Source organism: Modestobacter sp. L9-4, assembly GCF_019112525.1.
Lineage (GTDB): Bacteria > Actinomycetota > Actinomycetes > Mycobacteriales > Geodermatophilaceae > Modestobacter.
The window spans coordinates 3175164-3190172 of the sequence record NZ_CP077800.1 but is presented as its reverse complement, the minus strand read 5'-3'; the positions used below and the strand labels follow the sequence as shown (position 1 = coordinate 3190172).

The following is a 15009-nucleotide window of genomic DNA, read 5'->3' as shown; positions in this document are numbered from 1 at the left end:
GGACGGAGCGGAGGTCAGTCCCGGTCGGCGACGACGCCGAAGGAGCGCCAGGCGCTGTCGAGCTCGATCATCTCGGCGACCTCCGGCGGCATCCGCCCGGCGACGACGTCGGCCAGGGTGACGTTCTCCAGCACCCGGCGGTAGGCCTCGCGCGCGGCGACCCAGACCGAGGCCAGCGGTCCCGCGGCGCCGGGGTAGGCGACGTCCTCGGGCCGCTGGCCGTGCACCTCGGCCAGGAACCCCTGCTCCACGCGCATGACCCGGGCGATGGAGACCTCCGAGGGCGGCATCGCCAGCCGGTACCCGCCCTCCCGGCCGCGCTGGCTGGTGACCAGCCGGGCGTGCTGCAGGTCGCCGAGGATGGCCTGCAGGAAGCGCGCCGGGATGCCCTGCGCCTGCGCGATCCGGTCGGAGGTGAGTGACTCGGGGGCGACGGCGGCCAGCTCGACGGCGGCACGGACCGCGTAGTCGACCCGGGCAGAGATGCGCACGCAGCCCATCCTGCCGGATCTGGGAAGCTGGCCCGCGTGCCGCAGCTGAGCTTCACCACTCTGGTGGAGGCCCCGCTCACCGTCGCCTTCGACGTGGCCCGTGCGCTGGGGCGGCCGTGGTCCCGCCCGTTGACCGAGGTCAGCGCCGAGCGGCCCCAGCGCGACGTCTACGCAGCACCCGGCCTGGTGCACACGCGGGAGTTCGTGGCCACCGAGGCCGGCACGCTGGTGCACGAGCGGGTCGAGTGGGCGCCGCGCCGGCCGCTGGACCGCCGCCGGGTCGCCCGGGCCATGACCGCCCACCTGGACGCCTACGCCGCGGCCGCCGCCCGGCGGGCACTGGACGTCACCCAGGTCGTGGGCGCGGCCCTGGTCGACGACCGGCGCCGGGTGCTCGTCGCCCAGCGCGCCGCCGGCGGGCTGGCCGGCCTGTGGGAGTTCCCCGGCGGCAAGGTGGAGCGCGGCGAGGCCGAACGGGCGGCGCTGGTCCGGGAGTGCCGGGAGGAGCTGGGCGTCCTCGTCACGCCCGGGGCCTTCCTCGGCGAGGTGCCGCTGGACGGGGTGGTCGCCGGGGGCACGCCGGGGGCCTCGACCCTGCGGGTGTGGGCGGGCCGCATCACCGGCGGCGAGCTGGTCGCCCTGGAGCACTCCGAGCTGCGCTGGCTGCCCGCCGACGAGCTCGAGGCACTGGACTGGATCCCCGCCGACCGGCCGCTGCTGCCCGCCGTCCGGGCGCTGCTCGCCGAGCGCTGACCGGCACGCCCCCCGGGTGTGGGACGATCGGGTGGTGACGGACTGCGGCGTTCCCCTCGTGGCGCGCCTGCACGTCGACCTGGCGCGCGTCTGCAGCGCCGCCTGTCGCGCCTCGCGCTGACCCCGGCTCTGTCCTCCGCAGCCCCGACTCCGGCTGCACTCCCCCGGCCGCGTCGCGCACGTCCCGTGCCGATGCAGATGGAGACCGTCTGACGTGTCCACCCCCACCCGCAGCAGCAGCAAGCCCGTCCGCGGACAGGGCCAGTGGGCGCTGGGCTACCGCGAGCCGCTGAACCCCAACGAGCGGATGAAGAAGGACTCCGACGGGCTCGAGGTGCGCCAGCGGATCATCGACATCTACTCCAAGGCCGGCTTCGACTCCATCGACCCGGGTGACCTCCGCGGCCGGATGCGCTGGTTCGGGCTCTACACCCAGCGCGCCCAGGGCATCCCCGGCGGCAAGACCGCCGTGCTGGAGCCCGAGGAGCTCGAGGACCGCTACTTCATGCTGCGCGCTCGCATCGACGGCGGGCAGCTGTCCAGCGACCAGCTGCGCGTGCTCGCCTCGATCAGCACCGACTTCGGCCGGGACGTCGCCGACGTCACCGACCGGCAGAACGTCCAGTACCACTGGATCCGCATCGAGGACGTCCCGGCGATCTGGGACCGGCTGGAGTCCGTGGGCCTGTCGACCATGGAGGCGTGCGGTGACACCCCGCGCACCATGCTCAACTGCCCGCTGGCCGGCGTCCTGTCCGACGAGGTCATCGACGCCACCGGCGTGATCGCCGAGACGGTGGAGAAGTACGTCGGCAGCCCGGAGTTCTCCAACCTGCCCCGCAAGTTCAAGACCTCGATGTCCGGCTGCACCGACCACTGCACCGGCCACGAGATCAACGACCTCTCCTTCGTCGGCGTCGTGAACGCCGACGGCGAGGCCGGATACGACGTGTGGGTGGGCGGTGGCCTGTCCACCAACCCGAAGCTGGCGGTGCGGCTGGGCGTCTTCGTCCGCCCCGACCAGGTCTCCGACGTCTGGGCCGCGGTCTGCTCGGTCTTCCGCGACTACGGCTACCGCCGCTCGCGGACCCACGCTCGGCTGAAGTTCCTGCTCGCCGACTGGGGCCCGGAGAAGTTCCGCCAGGTGCTGGAGGACGAGTTCCTGCAGGAGAAGCTGCCCGACGGCCCCGCCCCGGCCCCGGCCGCGCACGACCAGCGCGACCACGTCGGCGTCTCCAAGCAGCGCGACGGCCTGAACGTGCTGGGCTTCGCACTGCGCACCGGCCGGGTCAGCGGCACGCTGCTCACCCAGGTCGCCGAGCTGGCCGACCGGTACGCGCAGGGCCGGATCCGGACGACGGCACAGCAGAAGCTGGCCATCCTGGACGTCGCCGACGACCAGGTGGAGGCGCTGATCGCCGAGCTGGACGCACTCGACCTACAGGTGCGCCCCAGCGCCTTCCGCCGCGGCACCATGGCCTGCACCGGCCTGGAGTTCTGCAAGCTGGCGATCGTGGAGACCAAGGCGCACGCCCAGGACCTCTTCACCGAGCTCGAGCGCCGGCTGCCGGAGTTCGACGAGCCCATCGCGATCAACGTCAACGGCTGCCCGAACGCCTGCGCCCGGTTCCAGACCGCGGACATCGGCTTCAAGGGCATGATCGTCACCGACGCCGCCGGCCAGAGCGTCGAGGGCTTCCAGGTGCACCTGGGCGGCCACCTCGGCATCGAGGCGACCTTCGGCCGCAAGCTGCGCGCCCACAAGATCACCAAGGACGAGACCGCGGACTACTGCGAGCGGGTCCTGCGCGGGTTCATGGACCGGCGCACCGAGGGTGAGCGGTTCGCCGCCTACGTGGCCCGGGCCGAGGACGACTGGCTGCGATGAGCGAGCCGGGCCCGGGAAGGCAGCGCCAGCTGCCGGTGTTCCACTGCCCGTACTGCGGCGAGGAGGACCTCGTCCCGCACGGCGAGGACCCGGACGGCTGGCGCTGCGGCGCCTGCCTGCGCGCCTTCACCGTCCACCTGACCGGAACGGGGGTCCAGCGCCCATGACGACCGCGATCGCGACACCGACGCCCGAGCTCGCCGCCGAGGCCGACGCCCGCTTCGAGGGCATCACCGACCCGGTCGAGCAGGCGCTGGCCGTGCTCACCTGGGCCGGTGAGACGTTCGGCGACTCCTTCGCCATCACCTCGTCCATGGCCGACGGGCTGCTGGCGCACCTGGCCGGCCGCGCCGTCCCCGGGGTGAACGTGGTGTTCCTGGAGACCGGCTACCACTTCGCCGAGACCATCGGCACCCGCGACTGGATCAGCAGCGTCCTGCCGATCACCGTGCACAGCATCATGCCGGCGCGCACCGTCGCCGAGCAGGACGCCGAGCACGGCCCGCGGCTGTACGAGCGCGACCCCGACCTGTGCTGCTCGCTGCGCAAGGTGCAGCCGCTGGCCGCTGCACTCGCCGGCTACACCGCCTGGGGCTCCGGCGTGCGGCGCGACGAGTCGCCCAGCCGCACAGGCACGAAGGTCGTCGACTGGGACGCCAAGCGCGGCATGGTGAAGGTCAACCCGCTCGCCGCCTGGACCTCCGACGACGTGGACGCCTACATCGCCGAGCACCAGGTGCCGGTGAACCCGCTGGCCGAGATCGGCTACGCCTCCATCGGCTGCGAGCCGTGCACCCGCCCCGTCGCCCCCGGCGAGGACCCCCGCGCCGGCCGCTGGGCCGGCAAGAACAAGGTCGAGTGCGGCCTGCACACCTGAGGAAGTGGAAGGACCCTCCTGCCCCCCGTCCTTCGCAGGCTCAGGGCGGGCCCCTGCAGCAGGGCCGGATCCCCGCGACGCGCTCCGCGCGCCGCGGGCCCCTGGGACGGGGCCGGACGTGCACGGCAGGATCGGTGGATGGCTCGCACACCGCTGACCCCTGAGGACCTCGCCGATGCCCTGGCGGAGCTGCCCGGCTGGGCCGGGGACGTGCACGGGATCCACCGCCGGACCCGGGGCATCGACTTCCGCGCCGCCGCCGCGCACGTGCTCGCGCTGGCCGACGTGGCCGACGCGCTCGACCACCACCCCGACGTCGAGATCGGCTACGGGACCCTGACGGTCCACCTGCTGACCCACTCGGTCGACGCGGTCACCGAGCTCGACGTCGAGTTCGCCCGCCGGGCCGACGAGCTCCTCGCCGCTCAGTCCGACGACGAGGCCGGGTCCGAGGACGCGTAGAGGTCGACCCGGTACCCGTCGGGGTCCGCGACGACGGCGTAGCGCTGGCCCCAGGGCGCGTCCCACGGTGGCGTGACGACGGTGTGCCCGGCCGCGGCCACCCGGGCGGTGACCTCGTCCACCTGCGCGGGTGACGCGCAGCGGACGGCGAAGGCGGCGGTGTTGCCCGCCTGCGGCGGCTCACCCAGCAGGCCGGTCATCAGCGTGGCGCTGTCGATCATGAGCTGGGCACCGGTCCCGGGGGCGGTCTGGACGTGGTCCTCCCCGTCGTCGAACGGGGGGGAAGACGAACCCGAGCAGCTCGTAGAAGGCGACGGCCCGGCGCAGGTCGGTGGCGCTCACGCCCACCGCGGAGATCTCCATGCCGACGTCCTACCGGAGGGCACCGACACCTTCCGTCCGGTCGGTCCCCGGCGCCACACTGCCGCCATGAGACCCGTGCAGATCGTCTTCGACGCCGAGGACCCCGGGCGACTGGCCGGCTTCTGGGCCGCTGCCCTCGCCGACCGCGGCTACCGCGTGCCCGGCCCGCCGGACGGCGCCGCCGACTGGCCGAGCTGGCTGGCCGCCCGTGGCGTGCCGGAGGACCACTGGAACGACGCCTCCGCCGTGGAGAGCACCGACCCGGCCCAGCCGCGGCTGTTCTTCCAGCGGGTGCCCGAGCCCAAGACGGTGAAGAACCGCGTGCACCTGGACCTGCAGGCCGGTGGCGGGCCGTCGGTGCCCCCCGCGGAGCAGCAGGGGCGGATCGCCGCGGCCGTCGAGCGGCTCACCGCCCTGGGTGCGACCTTCGTCGAGAACCGGTCCGGCATGGGCACCTCGTGGGCGGTGCTGCTCGACCCCGAGGGCAACGAGTTCTGCACCTGACCCGGCGTCAGTCGGTGACGGGGAGGACCAGCAGCTGCAGGAGGCGGTCGGCCTCGGCGTCGGGGTCGGTGGTGAGGCCCGTGTGCACCGGTCCGGGCTGCACGACGGTGCTGCGCGGCGCGGTGAGCCAGCGGAACCGCGAGCCCAGCGCCTCGCGGCCGGCGGCCCCCACGCCCACCGCGGCCGAGCAGACGTCGGCCGAGGCCTGCAGCGCGGCGGTGATCGCGACCGGGTCGGCGGTCGGGTCCAGCGCCCGCAGCCGGGCGACGTCCAGGTGCACGCGCGAGCCGAGGTAGTCGCGCTGCCGGCAGTAGACGAGGACGCCGGCGTTCAGCGACTCCCCGCGCTCCACCCGGGGCACGACCCGCAGCACGGCGTACTCGAAGGTCTCCCTCACCGCTGGGTCACGCCCTCCGGCGGCGGCGGGCCGAGCCAGGACGGCCGGTTCTGCCCCCGCGGGGCACTCCCCCGGCCCGCACCCCCGGCGGCCGCTGCGGCGACCAGTCCGGGCAGCCAGGCGTCGCGGGCGGCGAGCCGGGCCAGCAGCTGGTCGACGTAGCGCTCGCGCACCGCCTCAGGGCCGTCGTCCGGGCTGGGGCCCTCCAGCCAGGCGTCGGGCACCTGGGCGAGCACGTCGGTGAGCAGCGGCCGGGTGACCAGCCGGCCGAGCGCGGCGTCGGCGGCGGGGACGTCGGGTGCGCACTCGATCAGCGCGTGCTGCGCGGCGTCGTAGGCGCGGGTCACCGCTGCCGGGGCGCCGGGCCAGTGGTGGTGGAAGGTCAGCGCGGCGCCGTGGTCGATCAGGTACAGCCGGCCGTGCCAGAAGAGCATGTTCGGGTTGCGCCACGAGCGGTCGACGTTGCCGATGAGCGCGTCGAACCACAGCACCCGCCCGGCCAGCTCGGGGGTGACCCGGGCCGCCCCGGCCTCGAAGTCCAGCGCACCGGGCAGGTAGTCCGTGCCCAGGTTCGTCCCGGCGGAGTTGCGCAGCAGCTCCTGCACCTCGTAGTCCGGCTCCCCCACCGCGAGCTCGGGGACGACGTCCACGGTCACCAGCGCGGGCACCGGCAGGGAGAGCCGGCGGGCCAGCTCACCGCAGACCACCTCGGCGGCGAGGACCTTCACGCCCTGGCCGGCGGCCCGCCACTTGACCACGTACGTGCCCAGGTCGTCGGCCTCCATGAGACCGGGCAGCGAGCCACCCTCGCGCAGCGGGGTGACGTAGCGGGTGGCGGAGACGGCGGCGAGCACAGTGCCGTGACCCTATGCCGTCCGCTGCGGTTGCAGGTGCACCTCCACCGGGCAGACGTGCGCCGGCGTGCCCACGACCCAGCGCACCGCCTCGGCCACGTCGGCGGGCTGCAGCAGCTCGTCGGGTCGCACCCCCGGCGCGCGCGACCCGGCACCGGCCGCCACCAGGCCCGGGGACAGCAGCGTCACGGCGACGTCCCGGTCGCGGACGTCGAGGAACACCGAGCGGGCGAACCCGGCCAGCCCGTGCTTGCTGGCGACGTAGGCCGGGTTGCCGGCGAACGCCCGGTGGGACGCGGCCGAGCCGAGCAGGACCAGCGACGAGGGCGCCGCGGCGACCAGGGCGGGGAGCACCCCGCGCGTCACCCGCATGGCCGCCGCCAGGTTCACCGTCACCAGCTCGTCCCAGACGTCGGGGTCGCCGGTGTCGGCCGGGGCCCAGTCGAAGAGGCCGGCCGCGTACACGACGACCGACAACCGGTCCGGCAGCTCGGCCAGCGCCGCGTCCACCTCCGCCGGGGACCGCAGGTCGACCACCCGGCCGGCGCACCCCGCCGCCGCCAGCCGACCGGCGTCCCGGCCCCAGCCGAGGCACTCGTGGCCGGCCGCGCGCAGCGCCCCGACCACGGCCGCGCCGATCTCGCTGCTCGCACCCACCACCAAGGCCCCGGCCACCCGGCACCCCTACCCCGCCGGCGCCCACCGACGCAGCACACACTGGGCAGGTGGGACTCCTCCGCCGCGCCACCGTCGACCAGTACACCGACGCCCCGTTCACCTACGACGAGGTCGGCGGCACCCGCGACGGCGTGCTGCCCGCCGGGTACCACCTGGTCGAACGCGCCCACGTGGTCGGCTCCGGGCGGGAGGCGTTCGAGCGGGCCGCGGCCGCGGTCCTCCGCTGGGACGCCCAGCGCGGCGCCGGGCTGCGGATCCGCGCCGACGGGCCGGCCAGCGCCGTGGGCACCGTCGTCCTGATGACCGCCGGGCTGCAGCGGCTGGGGCTGGACATCCCGTGCCGCGTCGTGTGGGTCGTCGACGAGCCGGACCGCCGGGGCTTCGCCTACGGCACGCTGCCGGGACACCCCGAGAGCGGCGAGGAGTCCTTCGTCGTCTCGCTGCGCCCGGACGGCGAGGTCGTCTACGAGCTGCGGGCGTTCTCCCGGCTGGGCACCCGGCTGTCACGACTGGGCGGGCCGGTCAGCCGCCGGGTGCAGACCCTGGCCCTGGACCGCTACGTCACGGCGATCCGCAGGGCCGCGAGCCGCTAGGCGGCTGCGTCGGCGCGCTCGCGCTGCAGCATGTCCTTGCTGCGCACGAGCCGGAGCAGGGTCACCACGAACAGGCCGCCGGCCATGTTGAGCAGGGTGGTGTACCAGAACCAGGCGGCCCAGTCGCCGTAGCCGAACGGCGCACCGGCGTGCAGCGCGGCGAAGACGATCAGCGAGTCCAGGATCGAGTGGAACAACTGGAGCCCGGCCAGCACCAGGGCGCCGACGACCGCGGCGACGATCTTGGCCACGTCCGACGTCGTCCCGTGCTGCATGCGGGTCATCAGCGTGATGCCGATGCCGGCGAGGAAGGCCAGCGAGGCCGACTGCAGGTCCAGCGGGGCGTCCACGAAGTGGGTCGCGCTGGTGATCGCGGTGGCCCGCAGGTCGGGGAACGCCTGGACGACGAGCCACATGAGCAGCCAGCCGCCGACCAGGTTGCCCACCAGCGTGCCCGACCACAGCTTGCCCAGCTGCGCGAGGCTCCCCCGGCCGGCGGCGACGGCGGTCACCGGCACCAGGAAGCCCTCGGTGAACAGCTCGCTGCGGGCCAGCGCCAGGGCGATGAAGCCCACGGAGAAGGCCAGCCCGGCCAGCAGGTGGCTGCCGGTCTCGGCGTAGACGGCGAAGAGCACCAGCACGCCGACGGCCACCTCGATGCCGCCGGCCAGACCGGTGGTGAGCACCTCGCGCCAGGTGCGGTGCAGCCGCTGGGCGCCCTCGCTGACGATCGCGTCGAAGGCCTCCTGGAGCTGGTCCTCCTGCGGGCCGTCGCTGTCGCCGAGCTCGCTGCGGGCCTGGGCGTGGTCGTGGGCTGCCACGGTGCTCCTCGTGTCGCGCACGTCGACGTCCGCTGATCGGACTGCGCGTCCGGACGGGTCGTACCCCCGCGCCGACACGCCGCACACCCGCAGCCGATGGAGTCCCAGCGCTCGCTCCCTGCAGCGCTGGGACTCCCTCACCAGGACTCAGCTGAGCGGGGTGACCGCGGTGGCGGGGTCGCCGTCGGCGGCGGCGGCGAGCGCGGGCACGACCTCGTCGAGCAGGTAGGGCAGCGACAGCGGGCTGCCGAAGCCCAGCGCGGCGGAGACGTCTCCCTCGTACCCACCGAGCAGGACGGTGCGGCCGGAGGTGACGACGTCGAGCGCGGACAGCAGCGGGTCGGCGTCGGCCTTCGCCTGGTCGTAGCCGTTGACCGCGAGGACGTCGGCGTCGAGCAGGTCCATCCGCTCCGGGCTGACGTCGGTGCTGGTCCCGGGGACGGTGAGGCCGAGGTCGGTGAAGAACTGGGTGCGCAGGTCGTCGCTGCCGAGCAGGTAGTGGCCCGAGCCCACGCCGGTGAGGTCGACGGCGATCGCCTTGCCCGCGAGGTCGGGGTGGGCACCGACGGCCTCGTCGAACCGGCCCTCGACGTCGTCGACCAGCTCCTGGGCCCGGTCCTCACGGCCGAGCGCCCGGCCGGTGAGCAGCGTCTGCTCCTGCCAGGGGGTGGCGCCGTCGGCGTACGCGTCGGTCTGCGCGAGGGTCGGCGCGATCTTCGACAGCTGGTCGTACACCGCCTGGTCGATGTAGGAGTACACGCCGACGATCAGGTCGGGGTCCAGCGCTGCGATGGCCTCGACGTCGAGCTCCGTGCCGCCGACGGTCGGGAGCTCCGCCCCGCCGAGCTGCTCCTGCGCCCACGGCCGGCTCGGGGCGTCGTAGTCCCCGATGAGGTCACGCACACCGACCGGGACCACACCCAGCGCGAGCACGAAGTCCTCGTCGTTGAAGCCGACGGTGACCACCCGCTGCGGCTCGGCGGGGACCTCGGTGGTGCCGAACTTGTTCTCGATGCTGACCGGGAAGGCCGTCGAGGACGACGACGCAGCGGCCGAGGGTGCGGCCGCCGCGTCGTCGGAGCCTCCGCCGCAGGCGGCGAGCCCGGCGGTCAGGGCCAGGGCGGCGAGGGGGACGGCGAGGCGGGACGGGCGGGGCACGGGCAGGCTCCTCAAGATCAACGACTGACCAGCAGAGGTTAGCCTGTCCTTACCCAGCCCGATCACAGGGGCTCGTCAGCGCTTCGGCAGCTCCAGCGCCGAGGGCCCGAACTGCTCCACCCGGATGGCCGTCGTCGGCACACCGAGCTCCACGAGCAGCTGGGTGGCCGCGGTGGCGAAGCCGGTCGAACCGCACACGAACGCCGTCTGCCCCGGCTCGACCAGCGGGAAGAGGTCCATCCCGGTCAGCCGGGACGCCGGGCGGATGCCGCGGGGCTCGCGGGTGAGCACGATCTGCGCACCCGCCTCGGCCAGCTCGTCGGCGTAGGGCAGCGCGGCCAGCGTCCGGGCCGAGACCGCCACCCGCAGCAGGTCCAGCCGCCCGATGTCGCGGGCGTGCCGCACCATCGCCACCAGCGGGACGACGCCGGAGCCACCGCCCACCAGCAGCGCGGGCGTCTCGCCGTCCCAGACGAACCAGCCACCGATCGGCCCGCGCACCTCCAGCTCGTCGCCGGGCTCGACGACGTCGGCGAGGTAGGTCGACACCTCGCCGTCGTCCAGCCGCTCGACGAACAGCTCGACCAGCGGGTCACCGGGCGGCGAGGCCACCGAGTAGGACCGCTGCGCGGTGTAGCCGTCCTCGGCGGTCAGCCGGACGACGTAGTGCTGGCCCGGCAGGTGGTCGACGCGGTCGTGGACGTCCAGGCGCAGCTCCACCGACCGGGCGATCGGGCGGCGGACCCCGGAGACGGTCGCCGTCGTCCAGCCGCCCGCCGGGGCTCCCCCACCGGCCGTGACGCCGGTCGCGCCCGAGTCCGGGCCCGGGTCCGCCGTCACAGATCGCCCTGGTAGCGCTGCTGCTTCCACGGGTCGCCGCGGTCGTGGTAGCCGTTCTGCTCCCAGAAGCCGGGCTGGTCGCGCTCCATGACCGTGATCCGGCTGATCCACTTGGTGCTCTTCCAGAAGTACAGGTGCGGCACCAGCATCCGCACCGGGCCGCCGTGCTCGACCGCCAGCGGCTTGCCGTCGAACTCCCAGACCAGCCAGGCCTTGCCGCCGGTGACGTCCTCGATCGGCAGGTTGGTCGTGTAGCCGGTCTTGGCCGTCTCCATGACGAACCGGCCCTCCGGCTTCGGCCTCGCGACCTCCAGCAGGGAGTCGACGCTGACGCCGGCGAAGTGGGTGTCGAACTTCGACCAGGTGGTCACGCAGTGGATGTCGCCGTTGTACTCGGCACCCGGGAGGGCGTGCGCCTCGTCCCAGGTCCAGGTGGTGGGGTTCTCCACCGCTCCGTCGACGGTGATCGACCACGTCTCCGGGGTGATCCGCGGGGTGGGCTCGGCGGTGAGCACCGGCCAGTCGGAGCCGGCGTCGTACTGGCCGGGTGGGAGCCGGGGGTCGCCGGCACTGCGGCGGCGGCCGAGGAAGCCGCGGGTGGGTCCGGGCACGTCGTCGTCCTCTCGGGGGCTGATCGGGACGCGGGCGATCTTCCTCCACCCGGCGGCGGCCCGTCCAACGGCCGTGGACGGGCGGGAAGAGAGCGGCGGGCGGGCGGTGTTGCCCAGCTGCGGCACGTAGTACGCCCTTACATGACGGGCGTCACGGCGGGTTCACCTGGGTGTCACGTGTGGAGTGGGCCTACCGTGGCGTCGTGGCGACAGTGACGACGCAACCGGCCCAGCGCAGGGCCCCGAAGACCGGCCGTTTCAGCAGCTCGGTCGTGAAGAAGACCGTGATGGCGGTCAGCGGGATCATCATGATCCTGTACTTGATCGCGCACATGATCGGCAACCTGCACGCCTTCCAGGGCGCCGACGAGTTCAACGGGTACTCGCACTGGCTCCGCACCATCGGGGAGCCCGCCGTCCCGGAGCAGACGACGCTGTGGATCATCCGGGTCGTCATGCTGACCGCGGTGGTCTCGCACTTCTGGGCGGCCATCTCGCTGTGGCGGCAGGCGCGCCGTGCGCGCCCCGTGCCCTACGTGACCAAGAAGCGGGTGCAGCAGAGCTTCGCCTCCCGCACCGTGCGCTGGGGCGGGATCATCCTCGCCCTCTTCATCGTCTGGCACATCCTCGACCTCACCTTCGGGGTCGTGAACCCGGCCGGCACGGGCACCACGCCCTACGACCGGATGATCGCCAGCTTCTCCAACATCCCGATCACGCTCTTCTACGTGGTCTCGATGCTGATCCTGGCCTGGCACATCCGGCACGGGATCTTCGCTGCCACGCAGACCCTCGGGCAGACCAACAAGAAGCGCGAGCGCGCCGTCAACGGCATCGCGTACCTCATCTCCGGGCTCATCGGCATCGGGTTCGTCATCGTGCCGCTGTCCGTCGCCTTCGGCCTGATCGACTGAGACAGGAGCACCCAGCCATGGCACTCGAGCTGTTCACCGTCGGCGAGCCGATCGCCGACACCAAGGCACCCCGCGACGTCCCGATCAACGAGCGCTGGAACGAGCGCAAGTTCCGGGCCCGGCTGGTCAACCCGGCCAACCGGCGCCGGCTGTCCGTCATCATCGTGGGCACCGGCCTGGCCGGCGGCTCCGCCGCCGCGACGCTGGCCGAGGCCGGCTACCGGGTCAAGAACTTCTGGTTCCAGGACAGCCCCCGGCGTGCGCACAGCGTCGCCGCCCAGGGCGGGATCAACGCCGCGAAGAACTACCGCAACGACGGCGACAGCGTCCACCGCCTGTTCTACGACACCGTCAAGGGCGGGGACTTCCGCTCCCGCGAGGACAACGTGCACCGCCTCGCCGAGGTCAGCGGCGCGATCATCGACCAGTGCGTGGCCCAGGGCGTGCCCTTCGCCCGCGAGTACGGCGGCCTGCTGGACAACCGCTCCTTCGGTGGCGCGCAGGTCTCCCGCACCTTCTACGCCCGTGGCCAGACCGGCCAGCAGCTGCTCTACGGCGCCTACCAGGCCCTCGAGCGGCAGATCGGGCTGGGCAACGTCGAGCAGCACCCGCGCACCGAGATGCTCGACCTGGTCGTCGTCGACGGCAAGGCCCGCGGCATCGTCGTCCGGCACCTGATCACCGGTGAGATCAGCACGCACATGGCCGACGCCGTGGTGCTGGCCTCCGGCGGCTACAGCAACGTGTTCTACCTGTCCACGAACGCCAAGGGCTCCAACGTCACGGCGGCCTGGCGGGCGCACAAGCGGGGCGCGCTGTTCGCCAACCCCTGCTACACGCAGATCCACCCGACCTGCATCCCGGTGAGCGGCGACTACCAGTCGAAGCTGACCTTGATGAGCGAGTCGCTGCGCAACGACGGCCGCGTCTGGGTGCCCAAGGAGCGCGGCGACACCCGCGACCCGCGGCAGATCCCCGAGGACGAGCGCGACTACTACCTCGAGCGCATCTACCCGGCGTTCGGCAACCTGGTGCCCCGTGACATCGCCTCGCGCCAGGCCAAGAACGTCACCGACGAGGGCCGCGGTGTGGGCCCGGGCGGACTGGGTGTCTACCTGGACTTCGCCGACGCCATCGAGCGCGTCGGCCGCAAGGCCATCGAGGCCAAGTACGGCAACCTCTTCGACATGTACAACCGGATCACCGGTGAGGACGCCTACGAGACCGGGATGCGGATCTACCCCGCCGTGCACTACACGATGGGCGGGCTGTGGGTCGACTACGACCTGCAGTCCACGATCCCCGGCCTGTTCGTGATCGGTGAGGCCAACTTCTCCGACCACGGCGCCAACCGGCTTGGCGCCAGCGCGCTGATGCAGGGCCTGGCCGACGGCTACTTCGTGCTGCCGAACACGATCAACGACTACCTCGCCGACGGTCCGTTCCCGAAGGTCGACGCCACCCACCCGGCGGCGGTCGAGGCCGAGCAGGCCGTGCGGGCGCAGACGGAGAAGCTGCTGTCGATCAACGGCACCCGCACCGTCGCCTCCTTCCACCGCGAGCTAGGCAAGCTCATGTGGGACTACTGCGGCATGGAGCGGTCGGAGGAGGGGCTGCGCAAGGCCCTGGACCGCATCCCGGAGATCCGCCGGGAGTTCTGGACCAACGTCAAGGTCTCCGGCGAGCAGGGCATCTACAACCAGAACCTCGAGCACGCCGGCCGCGTCGCGGACTTCATCGAGCTCGCCGAGCTGATGTGCGTCGACGCGCTGCACCGCAACGAGAGCTGCGGTGGCCACTTCCGGGCCGAGAGCCAGACGCCTGAGGGCGAGGCGCTCCGCGACGACGAGAACTTCGCCTACGTCGCCGCCTGGGAGTACACCCCCGAGGACGTCGCCCCGGTGCTGCACCGAGAGGCCCTCGAGTACGAGACAGTCCACCTCGCACAGCGGAGCTACAAGTGACCAGCACACAGACCGGCACGATGAGCCTGACCCTGAACATCTGGCGGCAGCGGGACCGCACCAAGAAGGGCAAGATGGTGACCTACCACGTCACCGACGTCTCGCCCGACATGTCCTTCCTCGAGATGCTCGACGTGCTCAACGAGAAGCTGATCCTCAGCGACGACGACCCGATCGCCTTCGACCACGACTGCCGCGAGGGCATCTGCGGCTCGTGCGGCGTCATGATCGACGGCATCGCCCACGGCCCGGAGCAGACCGCGGTCTGCCAGCTGCACATGCGCTCGTTCAAGGACGGCGACGTGCTGGACATCGAGCCGTGGCGTTCCGGTGGCTTCCCGGTGGTCAAGGACCTCGCGGTCGACCGGTCGGCCTTCGACCGGATCATCTCCGCCGCCGGGTTCATCAGCGCCCCCACCGGCACGGCCCCGGACGCGCACGCGACCCCGGTGCCCAAGAGCGACTCCGACGCCGCGTTCGACGCCGCCACCTGCATCGGCTGCGGCGCCTGCGTCGCCGCCTGCCCCAACGGCTCGGCGATGCTGTTCACCGCGGCCAAGGTCGCCCACCTCGGGCTCATGCCGCAGGGCCAGCCCGAGCGCGACACCCGGGTGCTGCGGATGGTGGCCCAGCAGGACGCCGAGGACTTCGGTGGCTGCAGCAACATCGGCGAGTGCTCCGCGGTCTGCCCCAAGGGCATCTCGATGGAGACGATCTCCCGGCTGAACCACGACCTGCTCGGCGCCCTGCGCGCCGGCGCGGTCCCGACCAGCTAGTCGAAGGACCCCGTCCTCCTCATCCCTCGCACGCTCGGGACGAGCCTCTGGACGGGGCCTGACGG

At 73.0% G+C, this 15009-nt stretch carries 18 protein-coding genes and 1 pseudogene; 10 read left to right on the top strand and 9 right to left on the bottom strand.

The genetic code is table 11. The features are described from left to right. Positions 1 to 14: 14 nt before the first annotated feature. Positions 15 to 500, bottom strand: coding sequence for an Rrf2 family transcriptional regulator (locus tag KUM42_RS15045; protein WP_237493336.1), 486 nt, complete (start codon positions 498 to 500; stop codon positions 15 to 17). Between the two features lie 27 nt (positions 501 to 527). Between KUM42_RS15045 and KUM42_RS15040 the strand changes: the two genes are divergently transcribed. From KUM42_RS15040 to KUM42_RS15020, 5 genes are all read left to right on the top strand, one after another. Beyond that, on the top strand, positions 528 to 1244 hold the full coding sequence (locus KUM42_RS15040; RefSeq protein ID WP_237493335.1) for a (deoxy)nucleoside triphosphate pyrophosphohydrolase: 717 nt from the start codon (positions 528 to 530) through the stop codon (positions 1242 to 1244). Positions 1245 to 1458: 214 nt separating this feature from the next. After that, complete coding sequence (locus tag KUM42_RS15035; RefSeq protein ID WP_237493334.1) at positions 1459 to 3132, top strand: nitrite/sulfite reductase; 1674 nt, start codon at positions 1459 to 1461, stop codon at positions 3130 to 3132. After that, a complete protein-coding gene (locus KUM42_RS15030) occupies positions 3129 to 3299 on the top strand; it encodes a hypothetical protein (RefSeq protein WP_237493333.1) in 171 nt (56 codons plus the stop codon). The genes KUM42_RS15035 and KUM42_RS15030 overlap by 4 nt, the downstream gene beginning before the upstream one ends. After that, the gene (locus KUM42_RS15025; RefSeq protein WP_237493332.1) at positions 3296 to 4009 is read left to right on the top strand and encodes a phosphoadenylyl-sulfate reductase; all 714 of its coding nucleotides are present in this window, start codon (positions 3296 to 3298) and stop codon (positions 4007 to 4009) included. The genes KUM42_RS15030 and KUM42_RS15025 overlap by 4 nt, the downstream gene beginning before the upstream one ends. A gap of 138 nt (positions 4010 to 4147) precedes the next feature. Next, on the top strand, positions 4148 to 4471 hold the full coding sequence (locus KUM42_RS15020; RefSeq protein WP_237493331.1) for a 4a-hydroxytetrahydrobiopterin dehydratase: 324 nt from the start codon (positions 4148 to 4150) through the stop codon (positions 4469 to 4471). Here the strand turns inward: KUM42_RS15020 and KUM42_RS15015 are convergent. Next, positions 4435 to 4713 (bottom strand): annotated as a pseudogene (locus tag KUM42_RS15015) (VOC family protein); the annotation flags it as partial. The gene KUM42_RS15020 and the pseudogene KUM42_RS15015 overlap by 37 nt on opposite strands. A gap of 187 nt (positions 4714 to 4900) precedes the next feature. Between KUM42_RS15015 and KUM42_RS15010 the strand changes: the two are divergent. Then, positions 4901 to 5338, top strand: coding sequence for a VOC family protein (locus KUM42_RS15010; RefSeq protein WP_237493329.1), 438 nt, complete (start codon positions 4901 to 4903; stop codon positions 5336 to 5338). A gap of 7 nt (positions 5339 to 5345) precedes the next feature. On the opposite strand, the gene KUM42_RS15005 is transcribed toward KUM42_RS15010, so the two are convergent. From KUM42_RS15005 to KUM42_RS14995, 3 genes are read right to left on the bottom strand one after another with little or no spacing between them, the layout of a single operon-like run. After that, positions 5346 to 5735, bottom strand: a complete 390-nt coding sequence (locus KUM42_RS15005) for a DUF3037 domain-containing protein (RefSeq protein WP_237493328.1) — start codon at positions 5733 to 5735, stop codon at positions 5346 to 5348. Next, the gene (locus KUM42_RS15000) at positions 5732 to 6589 is read right to left on the bottom strand and encodes a HipA family kinase (protein WP_237493327.1); all 858 of its coding nucleotides are present in this window, start codon (positions 6587 to 6589) and stop codon (positions 5732 to 5734) included. Before KUM42_RS15000 ends, KUM42_RS15005 begins: the two co-directional genes overlap by 4 nt. Positions 6590 to 6601: 12 nt before the next feature. Beyond that, on the bottom strand, positions 6602 to 7264 hold the full coding sequence (locus tag KUM42_RS14995; protein WP_237493326.1) for an SDR family oxidoreductase: 663 nt from the start codon (positions 7262 to 7264) through the stop codon (positions 6602 to 6604). Between the two features lie 50 nt (positions 7265 to 7314). On the opposite strand from KUM42_RS14995, the gene KUM42_RS14990 reads away from it, so the two are divergent. Continuing rightward, positions 7315 to 7860: a DUF1990 family protein gene (locus KUM42_RS14990; protein WP_237493325.1), complete on the top strand. Its 546-nt coding sequence runs from the start codon at positions 7315 to 7317 to the stop codon at positions 7858 to 7860. Here the strand turns inward: KUM42_RS14990 and KUM42_RS14985 are convergent. The 4 genes from KUM42_RS14985 to KUM42_RS14970 form a co-directional block, all read right to left on the bottom strand. Then, complete coding sequence (locus tag KUM42_RS14985) at positions 7857 to 8681, bottom strand: formate/nitrite transporter family protein (protein ID WP_237493324.1); 825 nt, start codon at positions 8679 to 8681, stop codon at positions 7857 to 7859. The two genes, KUM42_RS14990 and KUM42_RS14985, sit on opposite strands and share 4 nt — an antisense overlap. 147 nt (positions 8682 to 8828) lie before the next feature. Further along, positions 8829 to 9839, bottom strand: a complete 1011-nt coding sequence (locus KUM42_RS14980; protein WP_237493323.1) for an iron-siderophore ABC transporter substrate-binding protein — start codon at positions 9837 to 9839, stop codon at positions 8829 to 8831. A 75-nt stretch (positions 9840 to 9914) separates the two neighbouring features. Then, positions 9915 to 10679, bottom strand: coding sequence for an FAD-binding oxidoreductase (locus KUM42_RS14975; RefSeq protein ID WP_237493322.1), 765 nt, complete (start codon positions 10677 to 10679; stop codon positions 9915 to 9917). Next, positions 10676 to 11290, bottom strand: coding sequence for a sulfite oxidase-like oxidoreductase (locus tag KUM42_RS14970; RefSeq protein ID WP_237493321.1), 615 nt, complete (start codon positions 11288 to 11290; stop codon positions 10676 to 10678). Before KUM42_RS14970 ends, KUM42_RS14975 begins: the two co-directional genes overlap by 4 nt. A 203-nt stretch (positions 11291 to 11493) precedes the next feature. Here KUM42_RS14970 and KUM42_RS14965 point away from each other — a divergent pair, with 203 nt between their 5' ends. The 3 genes from KUM42_RS14965 to KUM42_RS14955 are packed head-to-tail and all read left to right on the top strand — an operon-like array spanning position 11494 to position 14944. Beyond that, a complete protein-coding gene (locus KUM42_RS14965; protein ID WP_237493320.1) occupies positions 11494 to 12204 on the top strand; it encodes a succinate dehydrogenase cytochrome b subunit in 711 nt (236 codons plus the stop codon). Between the two features lie 17 nt (positions 12205 to 12221). Further along, positions 12222 to 14168, top strand: coding sequence for a fumarate reductase/succinate dehydrogenase flavoprotein subunit (locus tag KUM42_RS14960; protein ID WP_237493319.1), 1947 nt, complete (start codon positions 12222 to 12224; stop codon positions 14166 to 14168). Continuing rightward, positions 14165 to 14944 carry a succinate dehydrogenase/fumarate reductase iron-sulfur subunit gene (locus KUM42_RS14955; RefSeq protein WP_237493318.1) on the top strand — a complete coding sequence of 260 codons (780 nt, stop codon included), beginning with the start codon at positions 14165 to 14167 and terminating at the stop codon, positions 14942 to 14944. Before KUM42_RS14960 ends, KUM42_RS14955 begins: the two co-directional genes overlap by 4 nt. Positions 14945 to 15009: the final 65 nt, after the last annotated feature.

Excerpts from the sequence above, each read along its gene's own strand:
- KUM42_RS15045 (WP_237493336.1), bottom strand. The coding sequence starts at position 500 with ATGGGCTGCGTGCGCATCTCTGCCCGGGTCGACTACGCGGTCCGTGCC.
- KUM42_RS15030 (WP_237493333.1), top strand. The coding sequence starts at position 3,129 with ATGAGCGAGCCGGGCCCGGGAAGGCAGCGCCAGCTGCCGGTGTTCCAC.
- KUM42_RS15025 (WP_237493332.1), top strand. The coding sequence starts at position 3,296 with ATGACGACCGCGATCGCGACACCGACGCCCGAGCTCGCCGCCGAGGCC.
- KUM42_RS15020 (WP_237493331.1), top strand. The coding sequence starts at position 4,148 with ATGGCTCGCACACCGCTGACCCCTGAGGACCTCGCCGATGCCCTGGCG.
- KUM42_RS15010 (WP_237493329.1), top strand. The coding sequence starts at position 4,901 with ATGAGACCCGTGCAGATCGTCTTCGACGCCGAGGACCCCGGGCGACTG.
- KUM42_RS14960 (WP_237493319.1), top strand. The coding sequence starts at position 12,222 with ATGGCACTCGAGCTGTTCACCGTCGGCGAGCCGATCGCCGACACCAAG.